This is a genomic window from Variovorax sp. J2L1-78 (assembly GCF_030317205.1).
Classification (GTDB): Bacteria; Pseudomonadota; Gammaproteobacteria; order Burkholderiales; family Burkholderiaceae_C; genus Variovorax; species Variovorax arabinosiphilus.
This window is the reverse complement of the sequence record NZ_JASZYB010000001.1, coordinates 1088558-1112297: the sequence shown is the minus strand read 5'-3', so window position 1 is coordinate 1112297 and position 23740 is coordinate 1088558. Positions and strand designations below refer to the sequence as shown.

The following is a 23740-nucleotide window of genomic DNA, read 5'->3' as shown; positions in this document are numbered from 1 at the left end:
ATCGCCCTTGCAATCCATGCGGCGCTCACCCGCCGGCGCCGCTCAGCCCGCGAGGTCATACACAGGAGTTGCCAAGAGCCATGGATATCCGTCAGCTGCGCTATTTCGTGAAGGTGGTGGAGCTCCGGAACATCACCGCCGCGGCCGAGGCTCTTTTCATCGCGCAGCCCTCGTTGAGTCAACACATGACCAACCTGGAGGCAGAGCTGGAAACGCATCTGCTCGACCGCACGCCCCAGGGGACGCGCGCGACGGCGGTCGGGGAACTGCTGTATCGCCATGCCAAGACGATTCTTCGCCAGGTCGACGAGGCGCATCTCGCGGTGCGCAAGGGCAGCGACGCCCCGTCGGGACGCGTTGCCGTCGGCTTCCCAACGAGCACCTCGCGCGTCGTGGCCGTGCCGCTTCTGGAGCGGCTGCGGCAGCACTATCCGCTGATCGAGCTGGAAATGGTCGAAGCGTCGAGTGGCGATCTGGTGGGCCAGGTCCAGGCCGACCGCCTGGCGCTGGCGATCACCATGGATGCCCGGGCGGATGCGAGGCTGCGTATCGAGCCCATCTTGATGGAGGAGCTCTACGCCGTCGTCGCGGCGGCAGATCCGCTGCCGGCCGTCATATCGCTTGGCGAATTCGCCGCGCTGCCCCTTCTGCTTCCCACCCATCCGAACTCCGTGCGGGTGGCGACCGAACGGCTGTTGAACGAACACCAGCTGCGCTTCAAGCTGGTCGCCGAGACGAGCGCCGTCGAAATCCTCATCCTTTCGGTGGAGCGGGGCGTCGGCGCAACGGTCTTGCCATTTTCGGCGTTCGCGTTGGCGCAGAAGCATGGACGGGTGCGGGGCGTTCGGTTGGCCGACCGCCCCTTGGTGCGGGAACTGTCGCTCAGCGTTTCCGTGTCGGCCTCTCGCAGCCCCGCCGTGCAGTGCGTCCGCGAGGTCCTGCTGCGGGTCATCGAGGAAGAGGTCGCGCAGAAGCGCTGGCAGGGCGTCAACCTTTTCAGCGACGCGAGCCCCGTTCCAGAAAGGCCGGCACGCAAAGCTGCGCGCAGGTCTGCACCCATGTGAGGTCGGCCCCCGCGTAGTGGCCTTCGGCGTGCATGAGGTTGACGGTCCCAAGCACGCGGCGGCCCCAGTGGACCGGCATGTTGATGATGCTTTCCCATCCATTGGCCAGAAGCTTCTGGTGGTCCGGGAAGTTGTCGATGATGTCCTGGCGCGAATGCCCCACGAACGGCCGGCCCGATGCAAGCACCTTCTGCATTCGAGGCGCGTCGGTCAAGGTCTTGCGCCCGCCCACCGGGTTGGCGCCGGGGTGGCTGCTGTAGACGCGCACGGACTCGCTGCGTTCGGGGACGAACATCAGCACGGTCAGCAGGCGATGTCCCGGGCTCGCCGCGAGACTGGCATCGACAGCGGCGAACACTGCGGCGGCGGGATCTTCCTGCCGATGGCCCTCGAGGATGGCCTGTAGCGCGTTCTCGGTGGGCGTGCGGTCCGTCATGGTCAGTCGACCTTCACGCCGGAGCGTTCGACCACGACCTTCCATCGCGCGATGTCCTTTCGGATGACGGCCCTGAACTCGTCCGGGGTGTTGCCGATGACGTTGCCGCCTTGAGAGAGCAGCAACGTTGCCATCTTGTCCGAGTGGATGACCGCCCGGAAGTCGGCGCCCAGCCGTTCCAGCACGGGGGCCGCCGTCCCGGCGGGCGCGAACAGCCCGAACCACCCCAGCGCTTCGAACCCCGGATAGCCTTGCTCGGCCACCGTCGGGACATCCGGCAGCAGGGGCGAGCGCTTCAGGCTGGTGATGCCGAAGGCCTTCAGGCGGCCGGCCTTGATCTGCGGCAAGGAGGTCAGGACCACGTCCAGCATCAGGTCGACGTGCCCCGCCGCGACGTCGTTGAGCGCGGGCCCGGACCCCTTGTAGGGGATGTGCGTGATGAAAACGTTCGCAGCGGACTTGAAGGCTTCCGTGGCCAGGTGGTTCGAGCTTCCCGATCCGCTGGAACCATAGGTCACTTTGCCGGGCTGTGCCTTGGCGATGGCGACGACGTCGGCCAGCGTTTTCGCGGACCCCAGCCAGTCGTCCTTCGGGCTGGTGACGATCAGATTGGGAATCTCCGTGATCTGCGTGATGGGCACGAAATCCTTGAGCGGGTCGTAGGGCAGCTTCGGGTAGACGCTGACCGCGGTGGCATGCGAACTGTTCGTGCCCAGCAGCAGCGTGTAGCCGTCCGCCGGTGCCTTCGCGACATACGCCGCGCCGATCGTGCTGCCGGCGCCAGGTCGGTTGTCGACAACGAAGGGCTGCCCGGTACGGGTGGTCATCTCCTGCGCGATCTGTCGGGCCACCAGGTCGGTCGAGCCACCCGCAGCGAAGGGAACGACCAGCTTCACGGGGCGCGACGGATAGGCGTCTTCTGCAAAGCTTGCGCTGGTGAACGAGAGCGCGGCCAGAACCGTGCAGAGCAACGCTGGTTTTTTCATGATCGTCATCACTCGACCACGATGCCGTTCTTGCGGATGAACGTACCCCAGTAGGCGAGATCCGTCGCCGCGCGTTGGCGCATTTCTGCATCGCCGCCGCTCATGGGGGGCAGGGAAAGCTCCGCCAGTTTGGCTTTGACCGCGGGTTCCGCCATGACCGTTGCGATCGCCTTGTTCAGGGTCGCGACGATCTGACGGTCGAGCCCCGCCGGCGCGACGATGGAGTACCAGCCCGGCATCGGTGGTACGTCCAGGCCCGCCTCCCGCACGGTCGGCAGGGTCGGCCACTGAGGAACGCGGGTGTCGCCCAACACGGCGACCGCATTCACCTTGCCGGCCTGCACTTGCGGCAGCGCCGTGCCGACCACGCTCACCATGGCATCGACCTCGCCCGACAGCACCGCGGTCAAGGCGGCGCCCGACCCCTTGTACGGCACATGCAGCAGCTTGACGCCGGCATTCGACGCGATCAGCTCCATCGCGATGTGCGTCGAATTGCCGATGCCGGCGCTGCCGAAGGTCAGTTCTCCGTTCTTGGCTTTGGCCGCCTCCAGGAACTGCTTGAAGGTCTTGATGCCGCTCTTGAGGCTGGTGACCAGGACGAAGGGCGTGTTCGCGATGGGCGCGATGTATGTGAAGTCCTTGGCTGGGTCGTACGGCAGGCTCTTGTAGAGGGCCGGATTGAACGCCATTTGCGACACGCCGGTGAGCACCAGCATGTAGCCATCGGCGGGTGCTTTCGCCAAGGTGCCCAGCGCCACCAGGCCGTTGGCGGCCGGGTTGTTCTCGACCACCACGGCCTGTCCGAGGACGGGCGCCAACCGGTCGCTCAGCAGGCGAGCGATGACATCCGAGCCCGAGCCGGGGCCCTGTGGCGCCACCAGGCGGATCGCGCGATGGGGCCAGGCGCCGGGCTGGGCATGGGCCACGCCGGGGAGCGCCACCGATGCACCCATGGCCGCCAGGGTGGGAATGAAGGAGCGACGAGAGAGCTTGTTCATGAAGGGATCCACGAGGGTTGGAAGGATGGCGCTGTGCGCAGGTCAGTTGGACAGGGTGCGCAGAGGCAATTCGAAGCAGGTGGCGTCCGGGCCGCGCAGCACCTCCAGCCGTGGAGGGCGACCGTGGGGGACCTGGGGCCCATGGCCTTCGTCGCTGCCGGAGATGGAGATGCGGATGCGGCTGCCTGCCGCGAACGTCCAGGAGACCGGCATCAGCGCGAAGGTGAGCCGGGCCGGCTCGCCAGGCACGAGGGGCTTGGCGGACGCGCGGTCGAAGGTGTTGACCGGCCATGTCGCCACGTAGTCCGGCGAGTCGGAGAACCCTTCGCGATGCAGCGCGCGCAGGACGCCTTCGGTGACATAGCGGCAGCTGCCGTCGGCGAGCACTTCGCTGACGTACACATACACCGCGGCGTCGGGCTGGCTGGCCGTGAGGACGATGCTGGCGGTGACGTGGCCGGTCAACTCGGTGCTCGCAGTCAGGGGCGCCGTCGTGTAGTTCAGGAACTGGCCTTGCCGTTCGGACCAGTCGGGGTAGTAGTTCTCGATGGCCACGGCCCCGAGGCGCTCCAGCCGGGTCTGGTCGCCCGAGGAGGCCGAGAAGTCGACCTGGTACGTGTCACGGCCCTGGTCCGTCGAGGGGCGTCGGCTCAGGGTGTTGTCCGCGCCGGGGTAGAAGCAGGTCTTCCGCGCCGCCGGCGGCCAGGTGTCCGTGGCCTGCCACTTCTCGTCGTGGATGGTGAAGTAATGAACCTTCGCTTCCTCGTCCAGCCCGGTGGGCATTCCGCGCAGGTGATGGTCGAAGAAGCGCAGCAGCTCGGCCAGCATCGGAAAGTCCGAACCCACGTGATCCCGCCAGGGAGACATGTTCGTCCGCGCCCCATGGTCCCACGGGCCGAGCAGGAGCCGGTGCTGGTGATCCGGCAGGGTGAGAAAGCGCGTGATGGCGGAGTTGCTGTAGCCCATGCCGTCGTACCAACCGGAGATGGAGTAGATGGCGACGTCGGCCGGGATCTCGCGGCCGTAGAAGCCCGGGCTGCAGACGTCCAGCGTCAGCGACGGGTCGTACGAGACCGCGTCATGCTGATAGGGCAGCTCGCGGGCCATGTCGTTGAGCCGGCAGTTGTTCCTGTGCGCCTTCAGCGCCGCCGCGAGAAGCTGGCCGTCGGTGTCTTCATCGACCGGCTTCGGCCCCGCGTACAACGGGTTGCCGTAGTAGGCGAACTTCGACAGTGCAGCCCGGTCGTCGTGGTCCATGGCCACCATGAGCTCGTCGTAGCGGCCGGTCCAGATGGTCGAGAGCACGCCCCCGACGTACATCTGGTCGGTGTAGATGTCGGTGACGGCGAACAGCGGTGCGATGGCCTTGACCGCAGGGTGCCCGGTGCTCGCCAGAAAGACCGCCGCAGCGCCCAGGTAGGAGATGCCGGTGGAGCCGATGACGCCGTTGCTCCATGGCTGGTTGACGATCCACTCGGCCGTCTCGCCGTAGTCCCGCCGTTCCGTCGGCGAACGCAGTGCATCGCGAATGCCGAAGCTCGCGCCGGTGCCCCGAACATCGACCACGACGACGGCGTAGCCCTGCGGCACGAAGGCGTCCCGATAGCGGCCGCAGTTCGGACTGCATTCGAGGGTGGCGTCCTGGGTCACGAAGCGGCGGTAGTAGGGCGTGAAGACCACGATCGTCGGCCAGGGGCCCTCGGCGACCTGGCCCGACGCGTCATGGGGCAGATACACGTCCACGGCCAGCTTGCAGCCATCGCTCATGGGCACGTATTGGGAGACAGGCTTCTTGGAGACCAGGTACCGGTTCGGATGGGCGGCCAGGTAGCGGCTGGCGGGCGTCTTCCACGCGTCTGAGGTGTCGTAGTCCGACATGAGGTCCTTTGAGAATCGACGACCGAACGTCGTCGTTGCGTCATTCTCGAAAGGACCCGCCTTGAACAGAAATGCGAAATGTCGATTCGGACATAGGCCTGACCTATGGCACGGCGGCCCTTAGAATCCGCGGCGTTGGTGCTCGCCCCGCGGTTCACGCGGTGCAGTTCAACGGGAAGCAGGAACCAGAGCCCTTCGGGCCGCGGTCAGCCTGCGCTGCCCCCGCAACGGTCAAACAGACGGAACCCTCACCGCTTCCGCTTTCATCATCAGCCACTGGGCGCCCTGAAACAGGTGCCTGGGAAGGCGATGAAGGTCGCTCTGTCAGCCCGGATACCGGCCAACGAGGAGACCGTGCGTGCGCCCCTGGCGGGCATGCGGTCGTGACGCCCACACGTCCGGCGGGGAAGCCGGACAGGGTTTTGTTTTCGAGTTCGTTCCCATGATTCATCGCTTTTCTTCCGCGGGCGCCTTCCTGCCTGTGCGTTCGCGCGCGCGCTTCGGCCTCGCCACGCTGCCCTGGGCCGTTGCCGCGGCCTTTCCGATCGCCACGCTGGCGCAAACATCGCCCACTGCGCCCGCCTTGCGCGAGACCGTGGTCACCGCCACGCGCGTCGAGCAGCCGCTGTCGGACCTGGTGGCCGACGTGTCCATCGTCGACCGCGACACGATTGAGCGCAGCGGCGCCACGGGCGTGGCCGATGTGCTCGCGCGCCTGCCGGGCATCGAGATCGGCCGCAGCGGCGGCATCGGCAATGCGACCAGCGTGTTCATCCGCGGCGCCGAGTCGCGCTTCACCGCGGTCTACATCGACGGCGTGCGCATCGATTCGCAATCGACCGGCGGCGCCGCCTGGGAAGGCATCCCGCTCGGGCAGATCGATCGCATCGAAGTGCTGCGCGGCCCGGCCGCGGCGGTGTACGGCTCGGACGCCATCGGCGGTGTGATCCAGCTCTTCACCAAGCGCGGCGAAGGCCCCGCGAGGCCTTTCGTCGGCGTGGGCATCGGCAGCCACAACCTGCGCAAGACCGAGGCCGGCCTGAGCGGCTCGGCCGGCGAGGGCGGTGCCTTCGACTACTCGCTGGGCGTGTCCCACGAGGAGAGCGACGGCTTCAACATCCAGCCGCTCGACAAGCGCAACCCGGTGCGCACCGCGCAGTACAGCGCCGACGGCTGGACCAGCCCCGACCGTGACGGCTACCGCAACACGGCGGCCAATGCGCGACTGGGTTTCCAGATCAACCCGGCGCACCGGCTCGAAGGCACCTTCCTCTACAGCGACACCGAGGCGCAGTACGACGCGTCGCGCACGGGTGCACGGCCGCCCGCCGTGTTCGCCGACGACACCGGCACCAACACCCTGCGCACCGCCGGCCTGGCCTGGGCGGCCAAGTGGAACGAGATCTACAGCACCCGCCTGCAGCTGACCGACGGCAAGACCACTTACCAGACCGATCCCTCGTTCTACCGGACTGAGACCGAGACCCGCGGCTATCTGTTCCAGAACGATTTCAAGTTCGGGGCGCACCGCCTGTCGGCCACGCTGGAGCGCCGGGAAGACGATTTGAAGAATGCGCCGTCTGTGCTCGCGCGCGACCGTTCGCAGAGCGCGCTGTCGCTCGGCTACGGCTTCGTGCAGGGCCCCCATTCGCTGCAGCTGCAGGCGCGGCACGACGACGACAGCGAATTCGGCGGCAAAACCACCGGCAGCGCCGCCTACGGCTTCGCGATCACGCCGCAGTGGCGCGCGACGGCTTCGGCCGGTACCGCCTTCCGCGCGCCGACGCTGTACCAGCGCTTCAGTCAATACGGTGTCGCGAGCCTGAAGCCTGAAGAAGGCCGCAACGTCGAACTGGGCCTGCGCTGGAGCGAAGGTGCGAGCAACGCGGGCGTGGTCGTGTACCGCAACCGCGTGAGCAACCTGATCTCCTTTGATGGCAGTTCGTTCGCGTGCTCCGCCGCCGTGGGGTCAACCTTCGGTGGGTGCTACGCCAACACGGCGCGTGCCGAGTACCAGGGCCTCACGTTGAGTGCGGGTCACCGCATCGGCGACGTGACGCTGCGCGCCTCCGCCGACTTCCAAGACCCGCGCGACCTCACGACCGACAAGCAGTTGGCACGCCGCGCACGCCGACATGGCGTGTTGGGCGCCGACTGGGCGGTGGCCGGCTGGACGCTGGGCGCCGAGGTGCAGACTTCGAGCATGCGCTACGACGATGCTGCCAACACCCGCCGGCTCGGCGGCTACACGCTGCTCAATCTGGTGGCGAGCACCAAGCTCACGCCGTCGCTGACGCTGATCGCGCGGCTGGACAACGCGGGCGACAAGGACTACGCGCTGGCCCGCATCTACGCCACCGGCGGTCGCACCGCCTACCTCGGGCTGAAGTGGTCGCCGCTGTAAGGTCACGCGCGAGCTGCGCGGCCATCCTCGTGGCAGCCCCGGCCTCCGGCCAGGGCAAGACCACGGTGGCGGCTGCGCTCGCTCGCCTGCACGCGCGGCAGGGCCGGCGCGTGCGCGCCTTCAAGTGCGGGCCGGACTTCCTCGACCCGCACTGGCTGGCGCTCGCCACCGGCGCGCCGGTGCATTCGATGGACCTTTGGATGACGGGTGAGGCCGACTGCCGCGCGCGGCTGCACCAAGCCGCGGCGACCTGCGACCTGGTGATCGTCGAAGGCGTGATGGGCCTCTTCGACGGCACGCCGAGCGCGGCCGATCTGGCCGAGCGCTTCGGTCTCGCGGTCGTCGCCGTGATCGATGCGCGGGCCATGGCCGGCACCTTCGGGGCGCTGGCCTTCGGCCTGCAGAACTTCCGCCCGGGCCTGCCCTGGGCCGGCGTGCTGGCCAACCGCGTGGCCGGCGAACGCCATGCCGGCATGCTCAAAGACGCGCTGCGCGACCCGGCGCAATGGCTCGGCGGCCTGCCCAAGGGCGAAGCCTTCAGCCTGCCCGAACGCCACCTGGGCCTGGTCGGTGCCGGCGAGATCGGCGATGCGATGGCGCGCCTCGACGCCGCCGCCGCCGCCCTGGCCGAGACGCCGCTGGGCCAGCGGGCGCTCGACGCGCTGCCGCAGCTGTGCTTCGACGATGCGTCGTCGCCGGCCGACGCACCGACGCCACCGTGGCTCGCCGGCCGCACCGTCGCCGTCGCCCGCGATGCCGCTTTCTCCTTCATCTACCCGGCCAATCTCGACCAGCTGGCCGCGCTGGGGGCGCGCGTCGCGTTCTTCTCGCCGTTGGCCGGCGACGCGCTGCCAGCCTGCGACGCGGTATGGCTGCCGGGTGGCTATCCCGAACTGCATGCCGAGGCGCTGTCGCGCTGCACCGTCTTGCGCGACGCGCTGGCCGTACACGCCGCTGCAGGGCGCGCGATCTGGGCCGAATGCGGCGGCATGATGTCGCTGTTCGACACGCTGGTCACCGCCGATGGCACGGCGCATCGGATGTGGGGCCTGCTGCCGGGCCGCGTGACGATGCAAAAGCGCCTGTCCGGCCTGGGGCCGCAGCAGCTGGACATCGGTGCGCTGTCCTTGCGCGGTCACACCTTCCACTACTCGTCCTGCGAGACGCCACACCCCGTCGCGCTGCGCACCGCCAAGCCCGGTGCCGTGCAGGCGGTGGGCATCGGCGAGGCGGTCTATGAGCAGTGCGCCTTGCGCGCGAGCTACTTCCACGCGTGGTTCCCGTCGAACCCCGAGGCCGCGGCGCGGCTCTTTCTTCCTGAACCCTTGAAGGGGGCGCATGCGCTTTGAACGCGAATTGATCCTTGGCGGCCAGAAGAGCGGCAAGTCGCGCCGTGCCGAGATGGCCGCCGCCGCCTGGCTCGCGGCCGACGCCGCACGCGACGCCGTCCTGATCGCCACCGCGCAGCCGCACGATGCCGAGATGCACGAGCGCATCGCGCGCCACCGGGTGGACCGCGCGGCGCGCGTGCCCGGCCTGCGCACGGTGGAAGAGCCGCTGGCGTTGCCGGGCACGATCGCGGCGCTGTCCGCACCCGGCACGCTGGTGGTGGTCGATTGCCTCACGCTGTGGCTCACGAACCTGACGATGCCGCTGCACGGCGCGCCCGCCGATGCCGACGATGCCGCGGCGTCGCTGGTTGCCGCGCTGCACGATGCGCGCGGCCCGGTCGTGCTGGTCGGCAACGAGATCGGCCTGGGCGTGATTCCGCTGGGCCGCGAGGTGCGTGCCTTCGTCGATGCGCTGGGCCAGCTCAACCAGGCCGTGGCCGCGGCCTGCGACCGCGTCACGCTGATGGCGGCCGGCCTGCCGCTGACCTTGAAGGAACCTGCATGACGTCGTTCTTGCGCGCCTTGCTTGCCTGCGGCGCCTGGATGGCCTTCTGCGCCGCAGCCCACGCGGTCCAGGTGACCGACGAGCGCGGTGTCGTGGTCGACCTGCCGCAGCCGCCGCAGCGCATCGTCACATTGCTGCCCTCGTTGACCGAAGGCGTCTGCGAGATGGGCGCCTGCGCACAACTGGTCGGCGTGGACCGCTACTCCAATTCGCCCGCGCCGGTGCGTGCGCTGCCGCAGGTCGGCGGCGGGCTCGACCCGAACGTCGAGGCCATCGTCGCGCTCCGGCCCGACGTGGTGCTGCTCGCGAAATCGTCGCGCGTCACGCAGCGGCTCGAAGCCCTCGGCCTGAAGGTGCTGGTGCTCGAGCCCAAGAATCATGCCGACGTCCAGCGCGTGCTTGCCAAGCTCGACGAGGTGCTGGGCACGCAAGAGGCGCCGCGCGTCTGGCGCGTGATTGACGCCAGCGTGTCGGCCGCGGCGCAGTCGGTGCCGCCGTCGGCGCGAACGATGCGCGTCTACTTCGAGGTGAACAATGGGCCCTATGCCGCAGGCGAGAGTTCCTTCATCGGCGAGACGATGACCCGCCTGGGCGTGCGCAACATCGTGCCGGCGTCGCTCGGGCCGTTCCCCAAGATCAACCCCGAATACGTGGTGCGCGCGAATCCCGACGTGATCATGGTGGGCGAGCGCAGCGCCACCGGGCTGGAGCAGCGGCCGGGCTGGGCGGGCATCCGCGCAGTGCGCGAGGGGCGCGTCTGCCGTTTCACGGCGGCCGAGTCCGACGTGCTGGTGCGGCCCGGCCCGCGCATGGGCGAAGCCGCACGGTTGATGGCGAAGTGCCTCGCCGACAAAGCATCATGAAGCAACAAAGACGTCGCGCGCCGCTGCTGGCCCTCGCCTTGCTGCTGCTGTCGGGCGGCGCCTTGCTGTTCGGCCTGGGCATCGGTAGCACCGGTTTCCAGAGCGTGCTGGCGGCGCGGCACGACCCCATCGCGCTGCAGATCGTCTGGGACATCCGGCTGCCGCGTACCCTCGGCGCCTGGCTGGCCGGCGGGCTGCTCGGGCTGGCGGGTGCGGTGGCGCAGGGGTTGTTCCGAAACCCGCTGGCCGACCCGTACCTGCTGGGCAGCGCCTCGGGCGCGGCGCTCGGCGTCGCCGTGGCGCTGCTGCTCTTCGGCGCCTCGCCGAGCACCACGCAGTGGGTGGTGCGGCTGGGCCTGACCGGTGCCGCTTTCGTGGGTGCCGTGGTCGCGGTGCTGCTCACGCTGGCGCTCGCGCGCGGCGTGCAGCAGACGCTGCGCCTGCTGTTGGCCGGCGTGATCGTCGGCGTGGTGCTGGGCGCGGTGAAGGACCTCATCACAATCCAGTCGGCCGACATCCTGGTCGCGCTCACCGGCTTCATGTTGGGCAGCACCGGCCTGGTCGGCTGGAGCGCCTGCGCACTGATGGCCATCTTCGGCGCCGGCTGCCTGCTGCTGGGCTGGGCGCTGGCGCCGGTGCTCGACGGCCTGGCGCTGGGCGAGTCGACCGCGGCCAGCCTCGGCCTCCCGCTGGGCGCGATGCGCGCGGCCTTGGTCGCGGTGCTGGCACTGGCCACCGGCGCAGCCGTGGCGCAGACCGGCCTCATCGCCTTCGTCGGCCTGGCCGCGCCGCACCTGGTGCGCTCGGTCGTCAAGACCACGCATGCCTGGCTGCTGGTGCTGTCGACGCTGATGGGCGGGCTGCTGCTGATGACCGCCGACCTCGGTGCGCGCTGGCTGATCGCACCGCAGGAGCTCCCGGTCGGCGTGCTGACCGCGGTGCTCGGCGGCAGCTACTTGCTGTGGCTGATGCACCGCCGCAGCCTGCGAGGTGGCCGATGACGACCCGCACTACGCCCGCCCTGCAGGCCGAAGGCGTGCGCGCCACGCTCGGCCAGACGGTGGTGCTGCACGGCATCGACCTGGCGCTGCCCGCGGGCCGCTGGAGCGCGATCGTCGGCCCGAACGGCGCCGGCAAGTCGACGCTGCTGCGCGTGATGGCCGGCCTGTTGCCGCACGAGGGTGCGGTGCGGCTCTTCGGCCAATCGCTGCAGCGCCTGCCCGGCCGCGCCCGTGCGCAGCGGCTGGCCTGGCTGGGGCAGGGCGGGGCGGGCGAGGGCAGCGCCGACGACCTGCTGGTCTACGACGTCGCGATGCTCGGCCGGCTGCCGCACCAGCGCTGGCTGGCGGCGCCGAGCCCGGCCGACCATGCCGCGGTCGAGCGCGCACTGCGCAGCACGCAGGCCTGGGACTGGCGCGAACGGCCGCTCGGCCAGCTCTCGGGCGGCGAGCGCCAGCGCGTGTTGCTGGCGCGCGCGCTGGCGGTCGAGGCCGAGGTGCTGCTGATGGACGAGCCCCTGGCCAACCTCGATCCGCCGCACCAGGCCGACTGGATGCACACGGTGCGGGCTTTGGTGGCCGACGGCCGCACGGTGGTCAGCGTGCTGCATGAACTCTCGATGGCGCTGGCCGCCGACACCGTGGCGGTGATGGCCGAAGGCCGCTTGCTGCACCACGGCGAGGCCGCCGATGCATCGACCCACCGGGCGCTGGAGCACGTCTTCGACGACCGCGTCGCGATCCACCGCGTTGCCGACCAATGGATCGCGCTGCCCCGCTAGACAACCAAGGAAACGCCATGCAGATCGAAACCCCACCCAGCGCCAAGCCCTACGAGAAGCCCGAAGGCGAACGCCGCGGCATCGTCATCGTCAACACCGGCGACGGCAAGGGCAAGAGCACCGCAGCCTTCGGCCTCGCGCTGCGCGCCCATGGCCGCGGCAAGGCCGTGAAAATCTGGCAATTCATGAAGGTGCCGACCGCGCGTTTCGGCGAGCACCGCATGTTCGAGCAGATTGGTATTCCCATCGAAGGCTTGGGCGATGGCTTCAGCTGGAAGAGCCAGGACCTCGAACATTCGGGCCAGCTGGCGCGCGACGGCTGGCTGCGCGCCAAGGCGTCGATCCTGTCGGGCGAGTACTTCCTCGTGGTGCTCGACGAGATCACCTACCCGCTCATCTACGGCTGGCTGCCGCTGGACGACGTTCTGGCCACGCTGCGCGAGCGGCCCACCCATGTGCACGTCGCGCTCACCGGCCGCCGCTGCCCGCCCGAGATCATCGAGCTGGCCGACACGGTGACCGAGATGACGATGGTCAAGCATGCGTTCAAGGCCGGCATCCCGGCGCAGCGCGGCATCGAGGACTGACGACGATGCGCGCGCAGGACTTCTCTGCGGCCGAGACACAGGCCGTGTACCGCGCCATCCACGAGCGCCGCGACATGCGGCACTTCGCGGGCGGCGCGGTGGCGCCCGACCTGCTGCGCCGGCTGCTGGACGCTGCGCACCACGCGCCGAGCGTCGGCTTCATGCAGCCATGGCGCTTCATCCGCATCCGCGATGCGGCGCTGCGCCAGCGGCTGCACGCCACGGTCGAGCAGGAGCGGGTGCGGACCGCGCGTGCTCTCGGCGAGCGCGAAGACGAATTCATGCGCCTGAAGGTCGAAGGCCTGATCGACGCGGCCGAACTCATCGCCGTGGCGCTGGCCGACGGGCGCGAGCCCCATGTGTTCGGCCGCCGCACGCTGCCGCAGATGGACCTGGCCTCGGCCGCCTGCGCCATCCAGAACCTGTGGCTCGCCGCGCGCGCCGAGGGGTTGGGCATGGGCTGGGTGTCGCTGTTCGATCCGGCCGAGGTGGCCGCGTTGCTCGGCCTGCCGGCGGGCGCCGAGCCGATCGCCTTGCTGTGCCTCGGGCCGGTTCACGAGTTCTACGAAGAACCGATGCTCCAGCAGGAACGCTGGGCGCGGCGCGAACCCCTGTCGTCAATGGTGTTCGACGACCGGTGGGGCGCGGCGTCGGCCCTGTTCGATGCGACGCAGGACAGGGAGATCGGTTGATGGCTTTCGACACCGTGCTCTTCGAACTCGCCCGGCTGTTCCTGTGGCCGGTCACGCTGGGCGTGCTGCTGTCCTTCGTCTACGCGGTCTGGAGCCTGGGCGCCTTCGGCCTCGAAGCGTTGCAACGCCGCCGCGATCCGGCGCGCGTGCTGGTGCTGCAGCGCGTGGCCGGGCAGGGGCAGGAGCAGATGGAGCTGGCCGTGCTCAAGTCGCTCGAAGGCGTGCGCCTGTGCAGCCGCGTCGCACCGATGCTCGGGCTGATCGCGACCATGATCCCGATGGGGCCGGCGCTGGTCGCGGTGGCCTCCGGCCGGTCACAGGGCGTGGCGCAGAGCCTGGCGCCGGCTTTCGCGGCGGTGATCGTCGCGCTGGCCTCGGCCTCGATCACCTTCGTGGTCTACACGGTGCGGCGACGCTGGCTGATGCGCGAGCTGGTGACGGTGCTCGACGCGCGGGACGCACGATGACGCGGCGCCGGTTCAGCATCCTGAACAGCCTCGACGCCGAGGACGACGACCCGGTGCTGTCGACCATCAACCTGATCGACGTGTTCATGGTGGTCATCGGCATGCTGATGATCGCGGTCATCGACAACCCGGTGAACCCGTTCGCACAGGACACGCTGACGATCATCCGCAACGAAGGTCGGCCCGACATGGAAATCATCACCAAGGACGGTCAGAAACTCACGCGCTTCAAGGCCAGCGGCGCGACGGGGCAGGGCAACGGCGAGAAGGCGGGCACCGCCTGGCGGCTGAAGGATGGGACCATGGTCTATGTGCCGGCCGATGCGACGCCCGAGCCCGTGGCGGCGGCCCCAGGCGGCCGGTGACGCGCATGGGGCGTGTCGGTCTCGGCTCGCTGGGCCTCTGGCTGTGTCTGGCGCTGTGGGGGCTCGGCCTGCCCCCCGCGTTCGCCCAGACGGCGGCTGCGTCGTCTCGCATCGTGCTGCTCAGCACGCGGCTGGTGCCGCCCACGCGATTGGCGCACCAGCAGGCCGCGGCGAGCGACGCGGGGCTGCCGCTGCAGGTGGTGTCCGCCACCGACGCCACGCCCGAAGCGCTGGAAAAAGCACTCGACGGCTCCCGCCTGCTGGTCATCGACGCACCGCACCTGAGCCTGACGCAAGCCGCGGCGGAACGCTTCGGCGAGGTGATCGCGCGCAGCACGACGCCTTACGTGGTGGTCGGCGAATTCGGCCTGGTCGCCAAGGGCCAGTTGTCGGCCGCGCCGCCCATCGCTGCTGAGCGTGGCATCGACGCGGCCTGGGCACAACGCTTGCGCGAGTACTGGCGCTTCTCCGGTGATGAGAATCTGCGCGCCGCGATGACGGCGCTGGGCCGCATCGGCGACATGGCGGGGCTGCCCGCGCCGGTCGTGCTGCCGCTGGCCGGCTTCTACCACCCGGACTGGCCGCGCGTTCAAGCCGACATCGCATCGCTCGACCGCCTGCCCGGCGCGCCGGATGCAGCCACCGCCGCCATCGCCGTCAACGTCGCGACGCTGACCAGCGACGACACCGGCTGGCTCGACCGCATGATCCGCAGCCTGGAACAACGCGGCCTGCGTGCCTATGCCTTCTACGGTCCGCGCCAGCAGAAGGACCTGTTCTTCCGCATGACGCATGCGACCGGCGCCGACGGCAGCGCGCGCCGCAAGGTCGACGTGATCGTCAATGCCGCGCTGGTGTTCAACCCGAACGACCGCAAGGCCGAGCTGGAACGCATCGGCGTGCCGGTGCTGCAGACCCTGCCCGCCGGTGCGATGGATGCCGACCAGTGGGCGCGCAGCACCGAGGGGCTGGCGACCACCGACATCGCCTACTACTACAGCCCGAGCGAGCTGGCCGGCATGACCGACGCGATGCTGGTCAGCGCGCGCGATGCAGCCACGGGTTCGCTGCAACCCTTGCCCGCGCAGATCGACGCCGTGGCCGACAAGGCCGCCGCGCTGGTGCGCCTGCAGCGCACGCCGCCGGCCGAGCGACGCGTCGCGATGCTGGTCTACAACTACCCGCCCGGCGAGGCGAACTTCGGTGCGTCCTTCCTCAACGTGCCGCGCAGCGTGGACGGCATGTTGAATGCGATGCAGCGCGCCGGCTACCGCACCGATGCGCCCGGTAGCGAGGCGTTGATCGCCAAGGTACAGGCCACCATGCAGGCCTATTACCCCGTGCCCGGCAGCGACGCGTTGCAGCCCTTGCTTGCGCAAGATCTGGCCGATGCGTTGCCGCTGGCGCGCTACCTCGACTGGTTCCGCGCACTGCCGGCCGCCACGCAGCAGCGCATCGAGGCGTACTGGGGACCGCCTGAAAGCTCGACGATGCTCCGGCCGGTGAATGGCGAGGCGGCCTTCGTGGTCCCGCGCGTGCGCTTCGGCCAGGTCGTGGTGCTGCGCCAGCCCCCGCGCTTCGAGCCCGGCACCGCCGTGCGCGACAAGGCGGGGCAGGTGTACCACCGCTCGGCCGTGCCGCTGAGCCATGGCTACCTCGCGACCTACCTCTGGCTGCGCACGCAGTTCGGCGCCAGCGCCGTGGTGCATGTCGGCACGCACGGCACCGTCGAATGGTCGGCCGGCAAGGAGCGCGGCCTGTCGGTGCAGGACGACCCGATGCTCGCGCTGGGCGACCTGCCCAACGTGTACCCGTATGTGATGGACAACCTCGGCGAAGCGACCACCGCCAAGCGCCGCGGCCGCGCGACGATGGTGAGCCACTCGACGCCGATGTTCTCGCCGGCCGGCTTCCGCCCCGGCGTGCAGGCGATGCACGAGCGCATGCACGACTGGGAAACGCTGTCGCCCGGCCCAGTGAAGACCGCGATGGAAGCCGGGCTCGCCAAGGAATTCATCGCACAGCATTACGACCGCGACCTGCAATGGACGCCGGCCCGCATCCGCGCCGACTTCGCCGACTTCATCGCCGTGCTGCACCCCTACCTCGACGAACTGGCGCAGACAGCGCAGCCGCTCGGCCTCGCGACCTTCGGCGAGGTGCCGGACGCCACGCGCCGCCGCCTGACGGTGCTGCAGATCCTGCGCAAGCCGCTGGCCGGCGCATTGCGGCTGGACGTCGACGAGGCCTTCCTGCTCGAGCCGAAGAACCTCGCTGCGTCGCCGCTGGCCCAGTGGCTGGAGCGCGCTTTGCGGCACGAAGAAGCGGCCGGCTCGGACGCCTTGCGCGCGCTCGCCGAACGCGCGCGTCAGCTCGACGCCGTGCTCGCGCACAACGAGGAAATCGACGGCCTGCTCACCGCGCTCGACGGCCGCTACCTGAAGGCGAGCTATGGCGGCGACCCGGTGCGCAACCCCGACAGCCTGCCCACCGGCCGCAACCTCTACGGCTTCGACCCCAGCCGCGTGCCGACGCGTGCGGCCTGGGATGTCGGCACGGCCGCGCTGGATGCGTGGATCGCCGAGCATGCGAAGACGCACGGGGGCAGGGCGCCCGAGAAAATCGCCTTCACCCTGTGGGCCGGCGAAACGCTCCGCCACCAGGGCGTGATGGAGAGCCAGGCCTTCTACGCGATGGGCGTGCAGCCGCGCTGGGACGACGCGGGCCGCATGACCGGCATCGAGGTCATCCCCGACGCGCTGCTGCGCCGGCCGCGCATCGACGTGCTGGTGAGCGTCACCGGTTCGTACCGCGACCAGTTCCCGGTGGTGATGCGCTGGCTCGACGAGGCGGTGCGCCAGGTCGCGGCCTTGCCGGCCAAGGACAACTTCGTGGCGCGCCACAGCGAAGCGCTTGCGCGGCGCATGGCGGCCGGCGGCACCGCACCCGCCGACGCGCAGCGCTGGTCGACCGCCCGCGTGTTCTCGAACGAATCCGGCAGTTACGGCGCCGGCCTGGAGGAGGCGGCGCTGGCCAGCGAGCTCTGGCGCACGCAGCGTCGTGGCGGCGGCGACGCGCAGATGGCGCAGCTCTTCACGGACCGCATGGGCCACGCCTATGGTGACGGCCTCGACGACGCCGCCCCGCCGGGCGTTTTTGCCGGCAACCTCGCGCAGGTCGACGCGGCGCTGATGTCGCGCACGTCGAACCTCTACGGCGTGCTGACCAACGACGACCCGTTCCAGTACCTCGGCGGCATTGCACTGGCGGTGCGCCAGCTCACCGGCAAGGACCCGGCACTCTACGTGCAGAACCTGCGCGAAGGCACGGCGGTGCGCACCGACACCGCCGCTGGCGCCATCGCCCGCGAGATGCAGACGCGCTACCTGCACCCGCAGTGGATAGCGGCGCAGAAGGCCGAGGGCTACAGCGGCGCCCTGCAGGTGCTCAAGACCGCGCAGTTCCTCTGGGGCTGGCAGGTGACCGCACCCGCCGCGGTGCGGCAGGACCAGTGGCAGTCGCTGCACGACGTCTACGTGCGCGACCGCTACCAGCTCGGCACGCGCGCATGGCTGGAAGGGGCCAACCGCGCCGCCTTCGCGCAGACGCTCGAGCGCCTGCTCGACGCGGTGCGGCTGGACTACTGGCGGCCCGATGCGGCGACGCGGCGCGAGCTGGCGCAAGCCTATGCCGAAGCCGTGGCGGCGATCGGACTGCGGGAGCGTCATGCCGAGGTGGCGCGTTTCGCGCAGGCGGAACTGCAGCCTGCGCTGCGCGAGGCGGTCGCGGCGCCACGGCCGATCGAGGTGGCGACGGTGCGCGATGCGCCTGTCCCGGTCGAGGTCGCGCCTTCTCCTTCCTCCAGCGACGCCGAATCGGCATCTGATCGCGTCCAGGGCCTCAAGCTCGAACCCGTGCCCGAGCCAACACGTGCCGCGCCGCCGGTCGTACAAGGCCTGTGGGCCGCTTTCGGTGTGGCGGTGCTGATGGCGCTGGGCGCATGGAGCCAATGGCGGCGGGGCCGCCGCGCGGTGCCGGCATGACGATGACCGCCGCCACCTTCGACGCGCTGCGCACGGCCGGCACGATGAGCGCCGCGCTCTGGATCGCGCTCCTGATCGATCACCTCCTCGGCGAGCCACCGGCGCGTTGGCATCCCGTGGTGTGGATCGGCCACTACCTGGGGTGGATCGGCCGGCGCATCGCGCCGCTCGGCCTGTCGACGGCGCGCGCAGTGCCTTTCGTTGCCGGGGCGCTCGCCTGGTGCATCGGCGCGGCCACCGTGGCCGGCGTGGCCTTCGCCGTGCAGCGCGCCTTGTGGATGCTGCCGTTCTGGGCCACGGCGATCGGGCTCGGGCTCGCCCTCAAGCCACTGCTCGCGTGGCGCATGCTGCGCACCGAGGTGCTCGCGGTGGAAGCCGCGTTGGACGTGTCGCTCGATGCGGGCCGCACGCAACTGGCCCGATTGGTGAGCCGCGACGTCGGGCAGCTCAGCGAGGCTGAGGTCCGCGAAAGCGCCATCGAATCGCTGGCCGAGAACCTCAACGATTCGGTGGTCGCGCCGATCTTCTGGGTCCTGCTGCTCGGCCTGCCGGGCGCGGCGGTCTATCGCTTCGCGAACACGGCCGATGCGATGTGGGGCTACCTCGGCCTGCGCCATGGCCGCGACTGGACCTGGGCCGGGAAGTGGACGGCGCGGGCGGACGACGTGCTGTCGTGGGCACCGGCGCGCATCACGGCGCTGCTGCTGCATGGACTGGTGCGGAGACCCGGCTGGCGCGTGCTGCCGCGCGAGGCCCGGCGCACGCCGTCCCCGAACAGCGGCTGGCCGATGGCCGCGATGGCGCTGCGGCTGGGTGTGCGGCTGGGCAAGCCGAGTGTCTACGTGCTGAATGCCCAGGGTCGGCGGCCACGCTCCGGCGACCTGCTGCAGGCGGCGCGTTTCGGTGGCCATGCGGTGCGTGCGGCGGTGGCCCTGGCGACGTTGGCCTTCTTCCTGGGCGCCTGGGCCGCGTGCGGCTGACGGGTCGCCCTGCGCACTGCGTATCCTCCGTTCGCCATGTCTTCTCCTTTTCCCTCGTCGACGAGCGCGGTTGTCGTGCACGGCGGCCCCGACGCGCTGGGCGTGCCGGCGCACGATTTCTCGACCAACGGCAATGCCTGCGGCCCGTGCCCGGTCACGCTCGCGGCGCTTCACGCCGTCGACGCGGCGCACTATCCCGACCCGCACTACACCGCGCTTCGCGAAACGCTGGCGCGCTTCCATGGCGTCGATGTGCAGCGCATCGTGGTCGCAGCCAGCGCCAGCGAATTCATCTTCCGCCTCACCGCGGCGGTCGCGTCGCGTGGCGGGCGTCATGTCGCACTGCCGCCGCACAGCTATGGCGACTACCGGCGCGCGGCGCGGGCCTGGGGGCTGACGGCGGTGACCTGGGCCGACGGCGAACGTGCGGGCGGCCCTGCGCGGTCGCTGCACTGGGCTTGCGATCCTTCGAGTCCGCTGGGCCAGGCAGAGCCAGGGCTCGGCGCGCGCATCGACCGGTTGCCGGACGGCGCGACCTGCGTGCTCGACCTGGCCTACGAGCCGCTGCGCCTGGACGGTGCCCTGGCGCTGACGGCGGCGCAGCGCGATCGGGTCTGGCAACTCGTCACGCCCAACAAGGCACTGGGCCTCACCGGCATCCGCGCGGCCTATGCCATCGCGCCACGCGCAGACCGCGACATGCCCGAGGCCGTCGCCCGCCTTGCGCCCTCGTGGCCCGTTGGCAGCCATGGCGTCGCGCTGCTCGGCGCCTGGACGTCGCCCCAAGCGCAGGCGCATCTGCAGCGCACGCGCGCGACGCTGGCCGAGTGGAAGCGACAGCAGATCGCGATGTGTGCATCGCTGGGCTGGGAATGCCTGCCGAGCGTGGCCAACTTCTTCTGCGTGCGGCCCGATGCAGAGAATCTTCCGGCCCTGGCGGCCGGCCTGCGCGGCCGTGGCATCAAGGTGCGCGAGGCTGCATCCTTCGGCCTGCCGGAGGCGCTGCGGCTGGCCGTGCTGCCGCCGGCATCGCAGGCGGCCCTGCACGCCGCGGTGCAGTCGCTGGGCGCCCGCTGAGCGTCAGTCCTCCGACTTCTCCTCGCCGGGCTGCTCCTCGAGCTTCTTGTTGCGCACCTGCTTCATCATGGCCTCGCCCTCGACGTCCGTGCCGTCGGTGGGCACGGCTTCTTCCTGGGTGATCTCGGGCTCGTCCTGGGGGGCGGTCGGGGTGGGCTTGGGGGGCGTGGTCATGCGCGTCTCCGTTGGTGATGCACGACCATCGCCCGCCGCTGCGCCCCGGTGGGGCAGGGCAACCCGCCCTTGCGTGTCGGCGAATGCCGACAGACCCGCCGACTGGCGTCGGCATGCCCTCAGCGCGCCAAGGTGTTGCCCTTCAATTCGAGTTGCGTGATCAGGCGCTGCAGCTTGCCTTCGACGTTGCCCGGCAGCGTCAGGAAACGGAAGCCCAGCAGATGGCGCTGTCCGCCGTTGGGCAGGACGGTGGGGCGGCGCGAGACCAGTTCCAGGTCGATCGAGAGCCGGCCGAAGGTGCCGAGCGAGAGTTCGCAGTTCCGCAGGGAGGCGCCGGTCGACCAATCGGCCACGCGCTTGTCCGTGGTGCGGATGGCGACACCGCCGAGCGACAGGTCGTGCACTTCGAAGCTGAACGCCCCGCCGCTGGGCAAGGACCCTGTGCAGGTGTAGGCGTTCTGCACCGGCGTGCCGACGCGGAAATGCTCCCGGCGCTGCAGGTAGTACAGCACCTCGGGAAAGTCGAGCTCGAAGGCGGGCAGCCCTTCGAAGCGGGTTTCGCGTGGTGCGGCGGTGGCGAATTCGACCCGCACACCTTCCGGCTGTGCGCTGAACTGGCAACGTTGCGCGGCCAGCAGGCCCTCGTTCTGCCGGGTCGACGCGCCCCAGTCGACAGTGAAGGTGCGCGCGCGTGTGTCCACATCGAGCAGCTGCGTCACCAGCTGTCCGCTCGCGAACTGGATGGTGAGGAAATCGCCGCCATTGACGAGGTTGCGCAGCCGCGCACCGACCACGATCGGATCGCGGTGGCCGAATTCGTCGTCGCTCTCGCCGGGTGAGGTGTGCGTCTGGCTGGGCGCGTCGGCCAGGTCGCTTGACTTGTTTTCCATGATTTGCGGGGAGATAGACCCACTCCACTATCAATAGCGGCATCTTCCGCCCGAAGTTGAGGGTGCAGCGCTGAAATATTTGCTGCAGGGCCGTGCGCCTCAGCTTTTTTGCAGATGTGGATGCTTGGTGAAGAGCTCCGCCGCCCAGTCGACGAAGGCCCGCACCTTGGCGCTCAGGTGCCGGTTGGGCGGGTACACCACATAGATCGGCAGCGGCTCGCGGGTCCAGTCCGGCATGATCTGAACCAGCTCACCGCGGTCCAGGTAGGGCTGGGCGATGAACGTCACCATCTGCGAGGCCCCCAGCCCGGCCAGCACCGCCGTGGTGTGCGAGTTGCTCTCGTTGACCGCCAGGCGGTAGGGCGCATCGGGCTCGATGTGCTCGCCGTCCTTGTTGAATTCCAGCGGGTACATGCGCCGCGTGTTGCCCGAGAAGTGGTTCACCACGCGGTGGCTCTTCTCCAGGTCGTGCGGATGCTTGGGCACGCCGTGGCGGCGCAGGTAGCCGGGCGACGCGACGTTGACGAAGGGCAGGTGGCCGATGCGGCGGGCCACCAGCGACTGGTCGCTGATCTCGCCGACCCGGATCACGCAGTCGACGTTGTCGGCGATCAGGTCGACGATGCGGTCGGACACGCCCATGTCGAGCTGGATGTCGGGAAAGCGCTCGTAGAAGCTCTCGATGGCCGGGATCAGCAGCAGGTTGGCCATCGACGAGCCGACGTCGATGCGCAATCGCCCGGACGGGTTGGCCTGGGCGTTGGTCATGCTGGCGTCCAGGTCGTCCAGCTCGGTGAGCAGGCGCGAGGCGCGTTCGTAGTAGGCCGCGCCGTCGGGTGTCACGGTCACGCGGCGGGTGGTGCGGTTGAGCAGCTTCACGCGCACGCGCGCCTCCAGTGCCTGGATCTGCTTGGTGACCGTGCCCTTGGGCAGGGCCAGCGAGTCGGCCGCGCGCGTGAAGCTGCCGGTTTCCACCACACGGGCGAAGACCCTCATTGCCTGGATCTGATCCATCCGGTTGTTCCTGCTCTTTTGTCGGCTTGTGGCCGCTGGCTGCCGCAGCTCCCTGCTGCGTGGGCGGATTCTCACATGCACGCGCGGCGTCGATTGTTCGTCGTGGAGAAACGGTGAGATGGCAAAGTACCTCTTTCGGCGCTTGCTGGCGCCCGTACATTTCATCCATCGTTCATCCACCGACCGCCCACAGGTTCATCATGTCCACCCGTCCCGTGCCTCCCGCCATCGAGCCGTCCCGCGCTGCCGCGTTGCCGGCCGGGGCCGAGAACGACATCACGATCCTGCTGCCCAAGCGGGAGCCGGTGGCCGCCCGCACCTACGGCGTGCGCACGGGCCGGGGCGTGCCGACCGATCGGCCGCTGGTGCTGCACTTCCACGGCGGCAACTTCTCCAATGGCGACCTCGACGACGGCCGTGCCGTGGCGCGCATGCTGGTGGAGGCGGGCGCCACGGTGGTGTCGATGGCCTATCCGCTGGCGCCGCTGCACCCGTTTCCGGACGCGATCGAGGTCGGCTACGAGGCGCTCGAGTGGCTCTACAAGCAACGGACCAAGCTGGGCGGCAAGGGCGCACGCATCTACCTGGCGGGCGAAGAGGCCGGTGGCAACCTGGCCGCATCGCTGGCCTTGATTGCCCGCGACCGCGCCCATCCGCCGCTGGCCGGCCAGGTCCTGCTGTCGCCGATGCTCGACCCGTGCGCCGGTACCGCGTCCCTGCGCCGGGCGACCGGCGACGCCACCGACTGCAAGTACAGCGAAGGCTGGCAGAAGTACCTGCGTTGCCCGCGTGACGCGGAGCACCCGTACGCGGTGCCGGGCTCGTCCCGCCGGTTGGCCGATCTGGCGCCGACGCTGGTCTTGACCGGGCAGAACGATCCCATGCGCGACGAGGCCGTGCGTTACGCCCAACGGCTCGAGGAAGCCGGCATTCCGGTGCGCAGCGAAGTGCTCGACGCCGCCCGGGGCTGGCCCGAAGCCCTGGCCGATCCGGCCACCTGCATCGACTGTCCGTGCGCACCCGTGGTGACGCAGCGTTTCCGCGAGTTCTTCGAGAGCACGCGTACGCCACCGCCTCACTAGGCGGCCGGCCGGCGGCCTCGGAGACAGGGACGCCGGCATCTTCTCTTCCTGAATTTCGGCA

22 protein-coding genes and 1 riboswitch are annotated in these 23740 nt (G+C 69.8%); of the genes, 15 read left to right on the top strand and 7 right to left on the bottom strand.

Features of this window, described 5'->3' with window-relative positions:
• Positions 1-80 precede the first annotated feature (80 nt).
• Positions 81-1064 (top strand): LysR substrate-binding domain-containing protein, encoded by a 984-nt coding sequence (locus QTH86_RS05370; protein WP_286645696.1) that lies wholly within the window; start codon positions 81-83, stop codon positions 1062-1064.
• Here the strand turns inward: QTH86_RS05370 and QTH86_RS05365 are convergent.
• From QTH86_RS05365 to QTH86_RS05350, 4 genes are read right to left on the bottom strand one after another with little or no spacing between them, the layout of a single operon-like run.
• Positions 997-1500, bottom strand: a complete 504-nt coding sequence (locus QTH86_RS05365) for a GAF domain-containing protein (RefSeq protein ID WP_286645697.1) — start codon at positions 1498-1500, stop codon at positions 997-999. The genes QTH86_RS05370 and QTH86_RS05365 overlap by 68 nt on opposite strands.
• A gap of 2 nt (positions 1501-1502) precedes the next feature.
• Positions 1503-2495 carry a Bug family tripartite tricarboxylate transporter substrate binding protein gene (locus QTH86_RS05360; protein WP_286645698.1) on the bottom strand — a complete coding sequence of 331 codons (993 nt, stop codon included), beginning with the start codon at positions 2493-2495 and terminating at the stop codon, positions 1503-1505.
• On the bottom strand, positions 2495-3487 hold the full coding sequence (locus tag QTH86_RS05355; protein WP_286645699.1) for a Bug family tripartite tricarboxylate transporter substrate binding protein: 993 nt from the start codon (positions 3485-3487) through the stop codon (positions 2495-2497). Before QTH86_RS05355 ends, QTH86_RS05360 begins: the two co-directional genes overlap by 1 nt.
• Before the next feature lie 42 nt (positions 3488-3529).
• Positions 3530-5365: a CocE/NonD family hydrolase gene (locus QTH86_RS05350; protein ID WP_286645700.1), complete on the bottom strand. Its 1836-nt coding sequence runs from the start codon at positions 5363-5365 to the stop codon at positions 3530-3532.
• 119 nt (positions 5366-5484) lie between these two features.
• A riboswitch (cobalamin riboswitch) is annotated at positions 5485-5724 on the top strand.
• Between the two features lie 83 nt (positions 5725-5807).
• Between QTH86_RS05350 and QTH86_RS05345 the strand changes: the two genes are divergently transcribed.
• From QTH86_RS05345 to QTH86_RS05285, 13 genes are read left to right on the top strand one after another with little or no spacing between them, the layout of a single operon-like run.
• Positions 5808-7769, top strand: a complete 1962-nt coding sequence (locus tag QTH86_RS05345) for a TonB-dependent receptor domain-containing protein (RefSeq protein WP_286645701.1) — start codon at positions 5808-5810, stop codon at positions 7767-7769.
• A gap of 23 nt (positions 7770-7792) precedes the next feature.
• Entirely contained in the window at positions 7793-9118 is a 1326-nt protein-coding gene (locus tag QTH86_RS05340) for a cobyrinic acid a,c-diamide synthase CobB (protein ID WP_286646760.1), read from the top strand.
• Positions 9108-9665 carry a bifunctional adenosylcobinamide kinase/adenosylcobinamide-phosphate guanylyltransferase gene (locus tag QTH86_RS05335; protein WP_286645702.1) on the top strand — a complete coding sequence of 186 codons (558 nt, stop codon included), beginning with the start codon at positions 9108-9110 and terminating at the stop codon, positions 9663-9665. Before QTH86_RS05340 ends, QTH86_RS05335 begins: the two co-directional genes overlap by 11 nt.
• Entirely contained in the window at positions 9662-10528 is an 867-nt protein-coding gene (locus tag QTH86_RS05330; protein WP_286645703.1) for an ABC transporter substrate-binding protein, read from the top strand. Before QTH86_RS05335 ends, QTH86_RS05330 begins: the two co-directional genes overlap by 4 nt.
• Complete coding sequence (locus QTH86_RS05325; protein ID WP_286645704.1) at positions 10525-11529, top strand: FecCD family ABC transporter permease; 1005 nt, start codon at positions 10525-10527, stop codon at positions 11527-11529. The genes QTH86_RS05330 and QTH86_RS05325 overlap by 4 nt, the downstream gene beginning before the upstream one ends.
• Entirely contained in the window at positions 11526-12308 is a 783-nt protein-coding gene (locus QTH86_RS05320; RefSeq protein WP_286645705.1) for an ABC transporter ATP-binding protein, read from the top strand. Before QTH86_RS05325 ends, QTH86_RS05320 begins: the two co-directional genes overlap by 4 nt.
• Positions 12309-12325: 17 nt before the next feature.
• Positions 12326-12895 (top strand): cob(I)yrinic acid a,c-diamide adenosyltransferase, encoded by a 570-nt coding sequence (cobO, locus tag QTH86_RS05315; RefSeq protein ID WP_286645706.1) that lies wholly within the window; start codon positions 12326-12328, stop codon positions 12893-12895.
• A 5-nt stretch (positions 12896-12900) separates the two neighbouring features.
• On the top strand, positions 12901-13587 hold the full coding sequence (bluB, locus tag QTH86_RS05310; RefSeq protein ID WP_286645707.1) for a 5,6-dimethylbenzimidazole synthase: 687 nt from the start codon (positions 12901-12903) through the stop codon (positions 13585-13587).
• Complete coding sequence (locus tag QTH86_RS05305; protein WP_286645708.1) at positions 13587-14054, top strand: MotA/TolQ/ExbB proton channel family protein; 468 nt, start codon at positions 13587-13589, stop codon at positions 14052-14054. Before bluB ends, QTH86_RS05305 begins: the two co-directional genes overlap by 1 nt.
• Positions 14051-14419, top strand: coding sequence for a DUF2149 domain-containing protein (locus tag QTH86_RS05300; RefSeq protein WP_286645709.1), 369 nt, complete (start codon positions 14051-14053; stop codon positions 14417-14419). Before QTH86_RS05305 ends, QTH86_RS05300 begins: the two co-directional genes overlap by 4 nt.
• Before the next feature lie 5 nt (positions 14420-14424).
• Complete coding sequence (gene cobN, locus QTH86_RS05295) at positions 14425-18462, top strand: cobaltochelatase subunit CobN (RefSeq protein WP_286645710.1); 4038 nt, start codon at positions 14425-14427, stop codon at positions 18460-18462.
• Entirely contained in the window at positions 18459-19442 is a 984-nt protein-coding gene (gene cbiB / locus QTH86_RS05290) for an adenosylcobinamide-phosphate synthase CbiB (protein ID WP_286645711.1), read from the top strand. Before cobN ends, cbiB begins: the two co-directional genes overlap by 4 nt.
• Positions 19443-19478: 36 nt before the next feature.
• Positions 19479-20519, top strand: a complete 1041-nt coding sequence (locus tag QTH86_RS05285; protein WP_286645712.1) for an aminotransferase class I/II-fold pyridoxal phosphate-dependent enzyme — start codon at positions 19479-19481, stop codon at positions 20517-20519.
• Between the two features lie 3 nt (positions 20520-20522).
• Here QTH86_RS05285 and QTH86_RS05280 read toward each other — a convergent pair whose 3' ends face one another.
• The 3 genes from QTH86_RS05280 to QTH86_RS05270 all read right to left on the bottom strand — a co-directional run bounded on the left by QTH86_RS05280 (position 20523) and on the right by QTH86_RS05270 (position 22597).
• Complete coding sequence (locus tag QTH86_RS05280) at positions 20523-20693, bottom strand: hypothetical protein (protein ID WP_286645713.1); 171 nt, start codon at positions 20691-20693, stop codon at positions 20523-20525.
• Between the two features lie 119 nt (positions 20694-20812).
• Positions 20813-21583, bottom strand: coding sequence for a flagellar brake protein (locus tag QTH86_RS05275; protein WP_286645714.1), 771 nt, complete (start codon positions 21581-21583; stop codon positions 20813-20815).
• Positions 21584-21682: 99 nt separating this feature from the next.
• The gene (locus QTH86_RS05270) at positions 21683-22597 is read right to left on the bottom strand and encodes a LysR family transcriptional regulator (RefSeq protein WP_286645715.1); all 915 of its coding nucleotides are present in this window, start codon (positions 22595-22597) and stop codon (positions 21683-21685) included.
• 200 nt (positions 22598-22797) lie between these two features.
• On the opposite strand from QTH86_RS05270, the gene QTH86_RS05265 reads away from it, so the two are divergent.
• Positions 22798-23679: an alpha/beta hydrolase gene (locus tag QTH86_RS05265; RefSeq protein ID WP_286645716.1), complete on the top strand. Its 882-nt coding sequence runs from the start codon at positions 22798-22800 to the stop codon at positions 23677-23679.
• The last annotated feature ends 61 nt before the right edge of the window (positions 23680-23740 follow it).

Excerpts from the sequence above, each read along its gene's own strand:
- QTH86_RS05370 (WP_286645696.1), top strand. The coding sequence starts at position 81 with ATGGATATCCGTCAGCTGCGCTATTTCGTGAAGGTGGTGGAGCTCCGG.
- QTH86_RS05365 (WP_286645697.1), bottom strand. The coding sequence starts at position 1,500 with ATGACGGACCGCACGCCCACCGAGAACGCGCTACAGGCCATCCTCGAG.
- QTH86_RS05360 (WP_286645698.1), bottom strand. The coding sequence starts at position 2,495 with ATGACGATCATGAAAAAACCAGCGTTGCTCTGCACGGTTCTGGCCGCG.
- QTH86_RS05355 (WP_286645699.1), bottom strand. The coding sequence starts at position 3,487 with ATGAACAAGCTCTCTCGTCGCTCCTTCATTCCCACCCTGGCGGCCATG.
- QTH86_RS05350 (WP_286645700.1), bottom strand. The coding sequence starts at position 5,365 with ATGTCGGACTACGACACCTCAGACGCGTGGAAGACGCCCGCCAGCCGC.
- QTH86_RS05345 (WP_286645701.1), top strand. The coding sequence starts at position 5,808 with ATGATTCATCGCTTTTCTTCCGCGGGCGCCTTCCTGCCTGTGCGTTCG.
- QTH86_RS05335 (WP_286645702.1), top strand. The coding sequence starts at position 9,108 with ATGCGCTTTGAACGCGAATTGATCCTTGGCGGCCAGAAGAGCGGCAAG.
- QTH86_RS05330 (WP_286645703.1), top strand. The coding sequence starts at position 9,662 with ATGACGTCGTTCTTGCGCGCCTTGCTTGCCTGCGGCGCCTGGATGGCC.
- QTH86_RS05325 (WP_286645704.1), top strand. The coding sequence starts at position 10,525 with ATGAAGCAACAAAGACGTCGCGCGCCGCTGCTGGCCCTCGCCTTGCTG.
- QTH86_RS05320 (WP_286645705.1), top strand. The coding sequence starts at position 11,526 with ATGACGACCCGCACTACGCCCGCCCTGCAGGCCGAAGGCGTGCGCGCC.
- cobO (WP_286645706.1), top strand. The coding sequence starts at position 12,326 with ATGCAGATCGAAACCCCACCCAGCGCCAAGCCCTACGAGAAGCCCGAA.
- bluB (WP_286645707.1), top strand. The coding sequence starts at position 12,901 with ATGCGCGCGCAGGACTTCTCTGCGGCCGAGACACAGGCCGTGTACCGC.
- QTH86_RS05305 (WP_286645708.1), top strand. The coding sequence starts at position 13,587 with ATGGCTTTCGACACCGTGCTCTTCGAACTCGCCCGGCTGTTCCTGTGG.
- QTH86_RS05300 (WP_286645709.1), top strand. The coding sequence starts at position 14,051 with ATGACGCGGCGCCGGTTCAGCATCCTGAACAGCCTCGACGCCGAGGAC.
- cobN (WP_286645710.1), top strand. The coding sequence starts at position 14,425 with ATGGGGCGTGTCGGTCTCGGCTCGCTGGGCCTCTGGCTGTGTCTGGCG.
- cbiB (WP_286645711.1), top strand. The coding sequence starts at position 18,459 with ATGACGATGACCGCCGCCACCTTCGACGCGCTGCGCACGGCCGGCACG.
- QTH86_RS05285 (WP_286645712.1), top strand. The coding sequence starts at position 19,479 with ATGTCTTCTCCTTTTCCCTCGTCGACGAGCGCGGTTGTCGTGCACGGC.
- QTH86_RS05280 (WP_286645713.1), bottom strand. The coding sequence starts at position 20,693 with ATGACCACGCCCCCCAAGCCCACCCCGACCGCCCCCCAGGACGAGCCC.
- QTH86_RS05275 (WP_286645714.1), bottom strand. The coding sequence starts at position 21,583 with ATGGAAAACAAGTCAAGCGACCTGGCCGACGCGCCCAGCCAGACGCAC.
- QTH86_RS05270 (WP_286645715.1), bottom strand. The coding sequence starts at position 22,597 with ATGGATCAGATCCAGGCAATGAGGGTCTTCGCCCGTGTGGTGGAAACC.
- QTH86_RS05265 (WP_286645716.1), top strand. The coding sequence starts at position 22,798 with ATGTCCACCCGTCCCGTGCCTCCCGCCATCGAGCCGTCCCGCGCTGCC.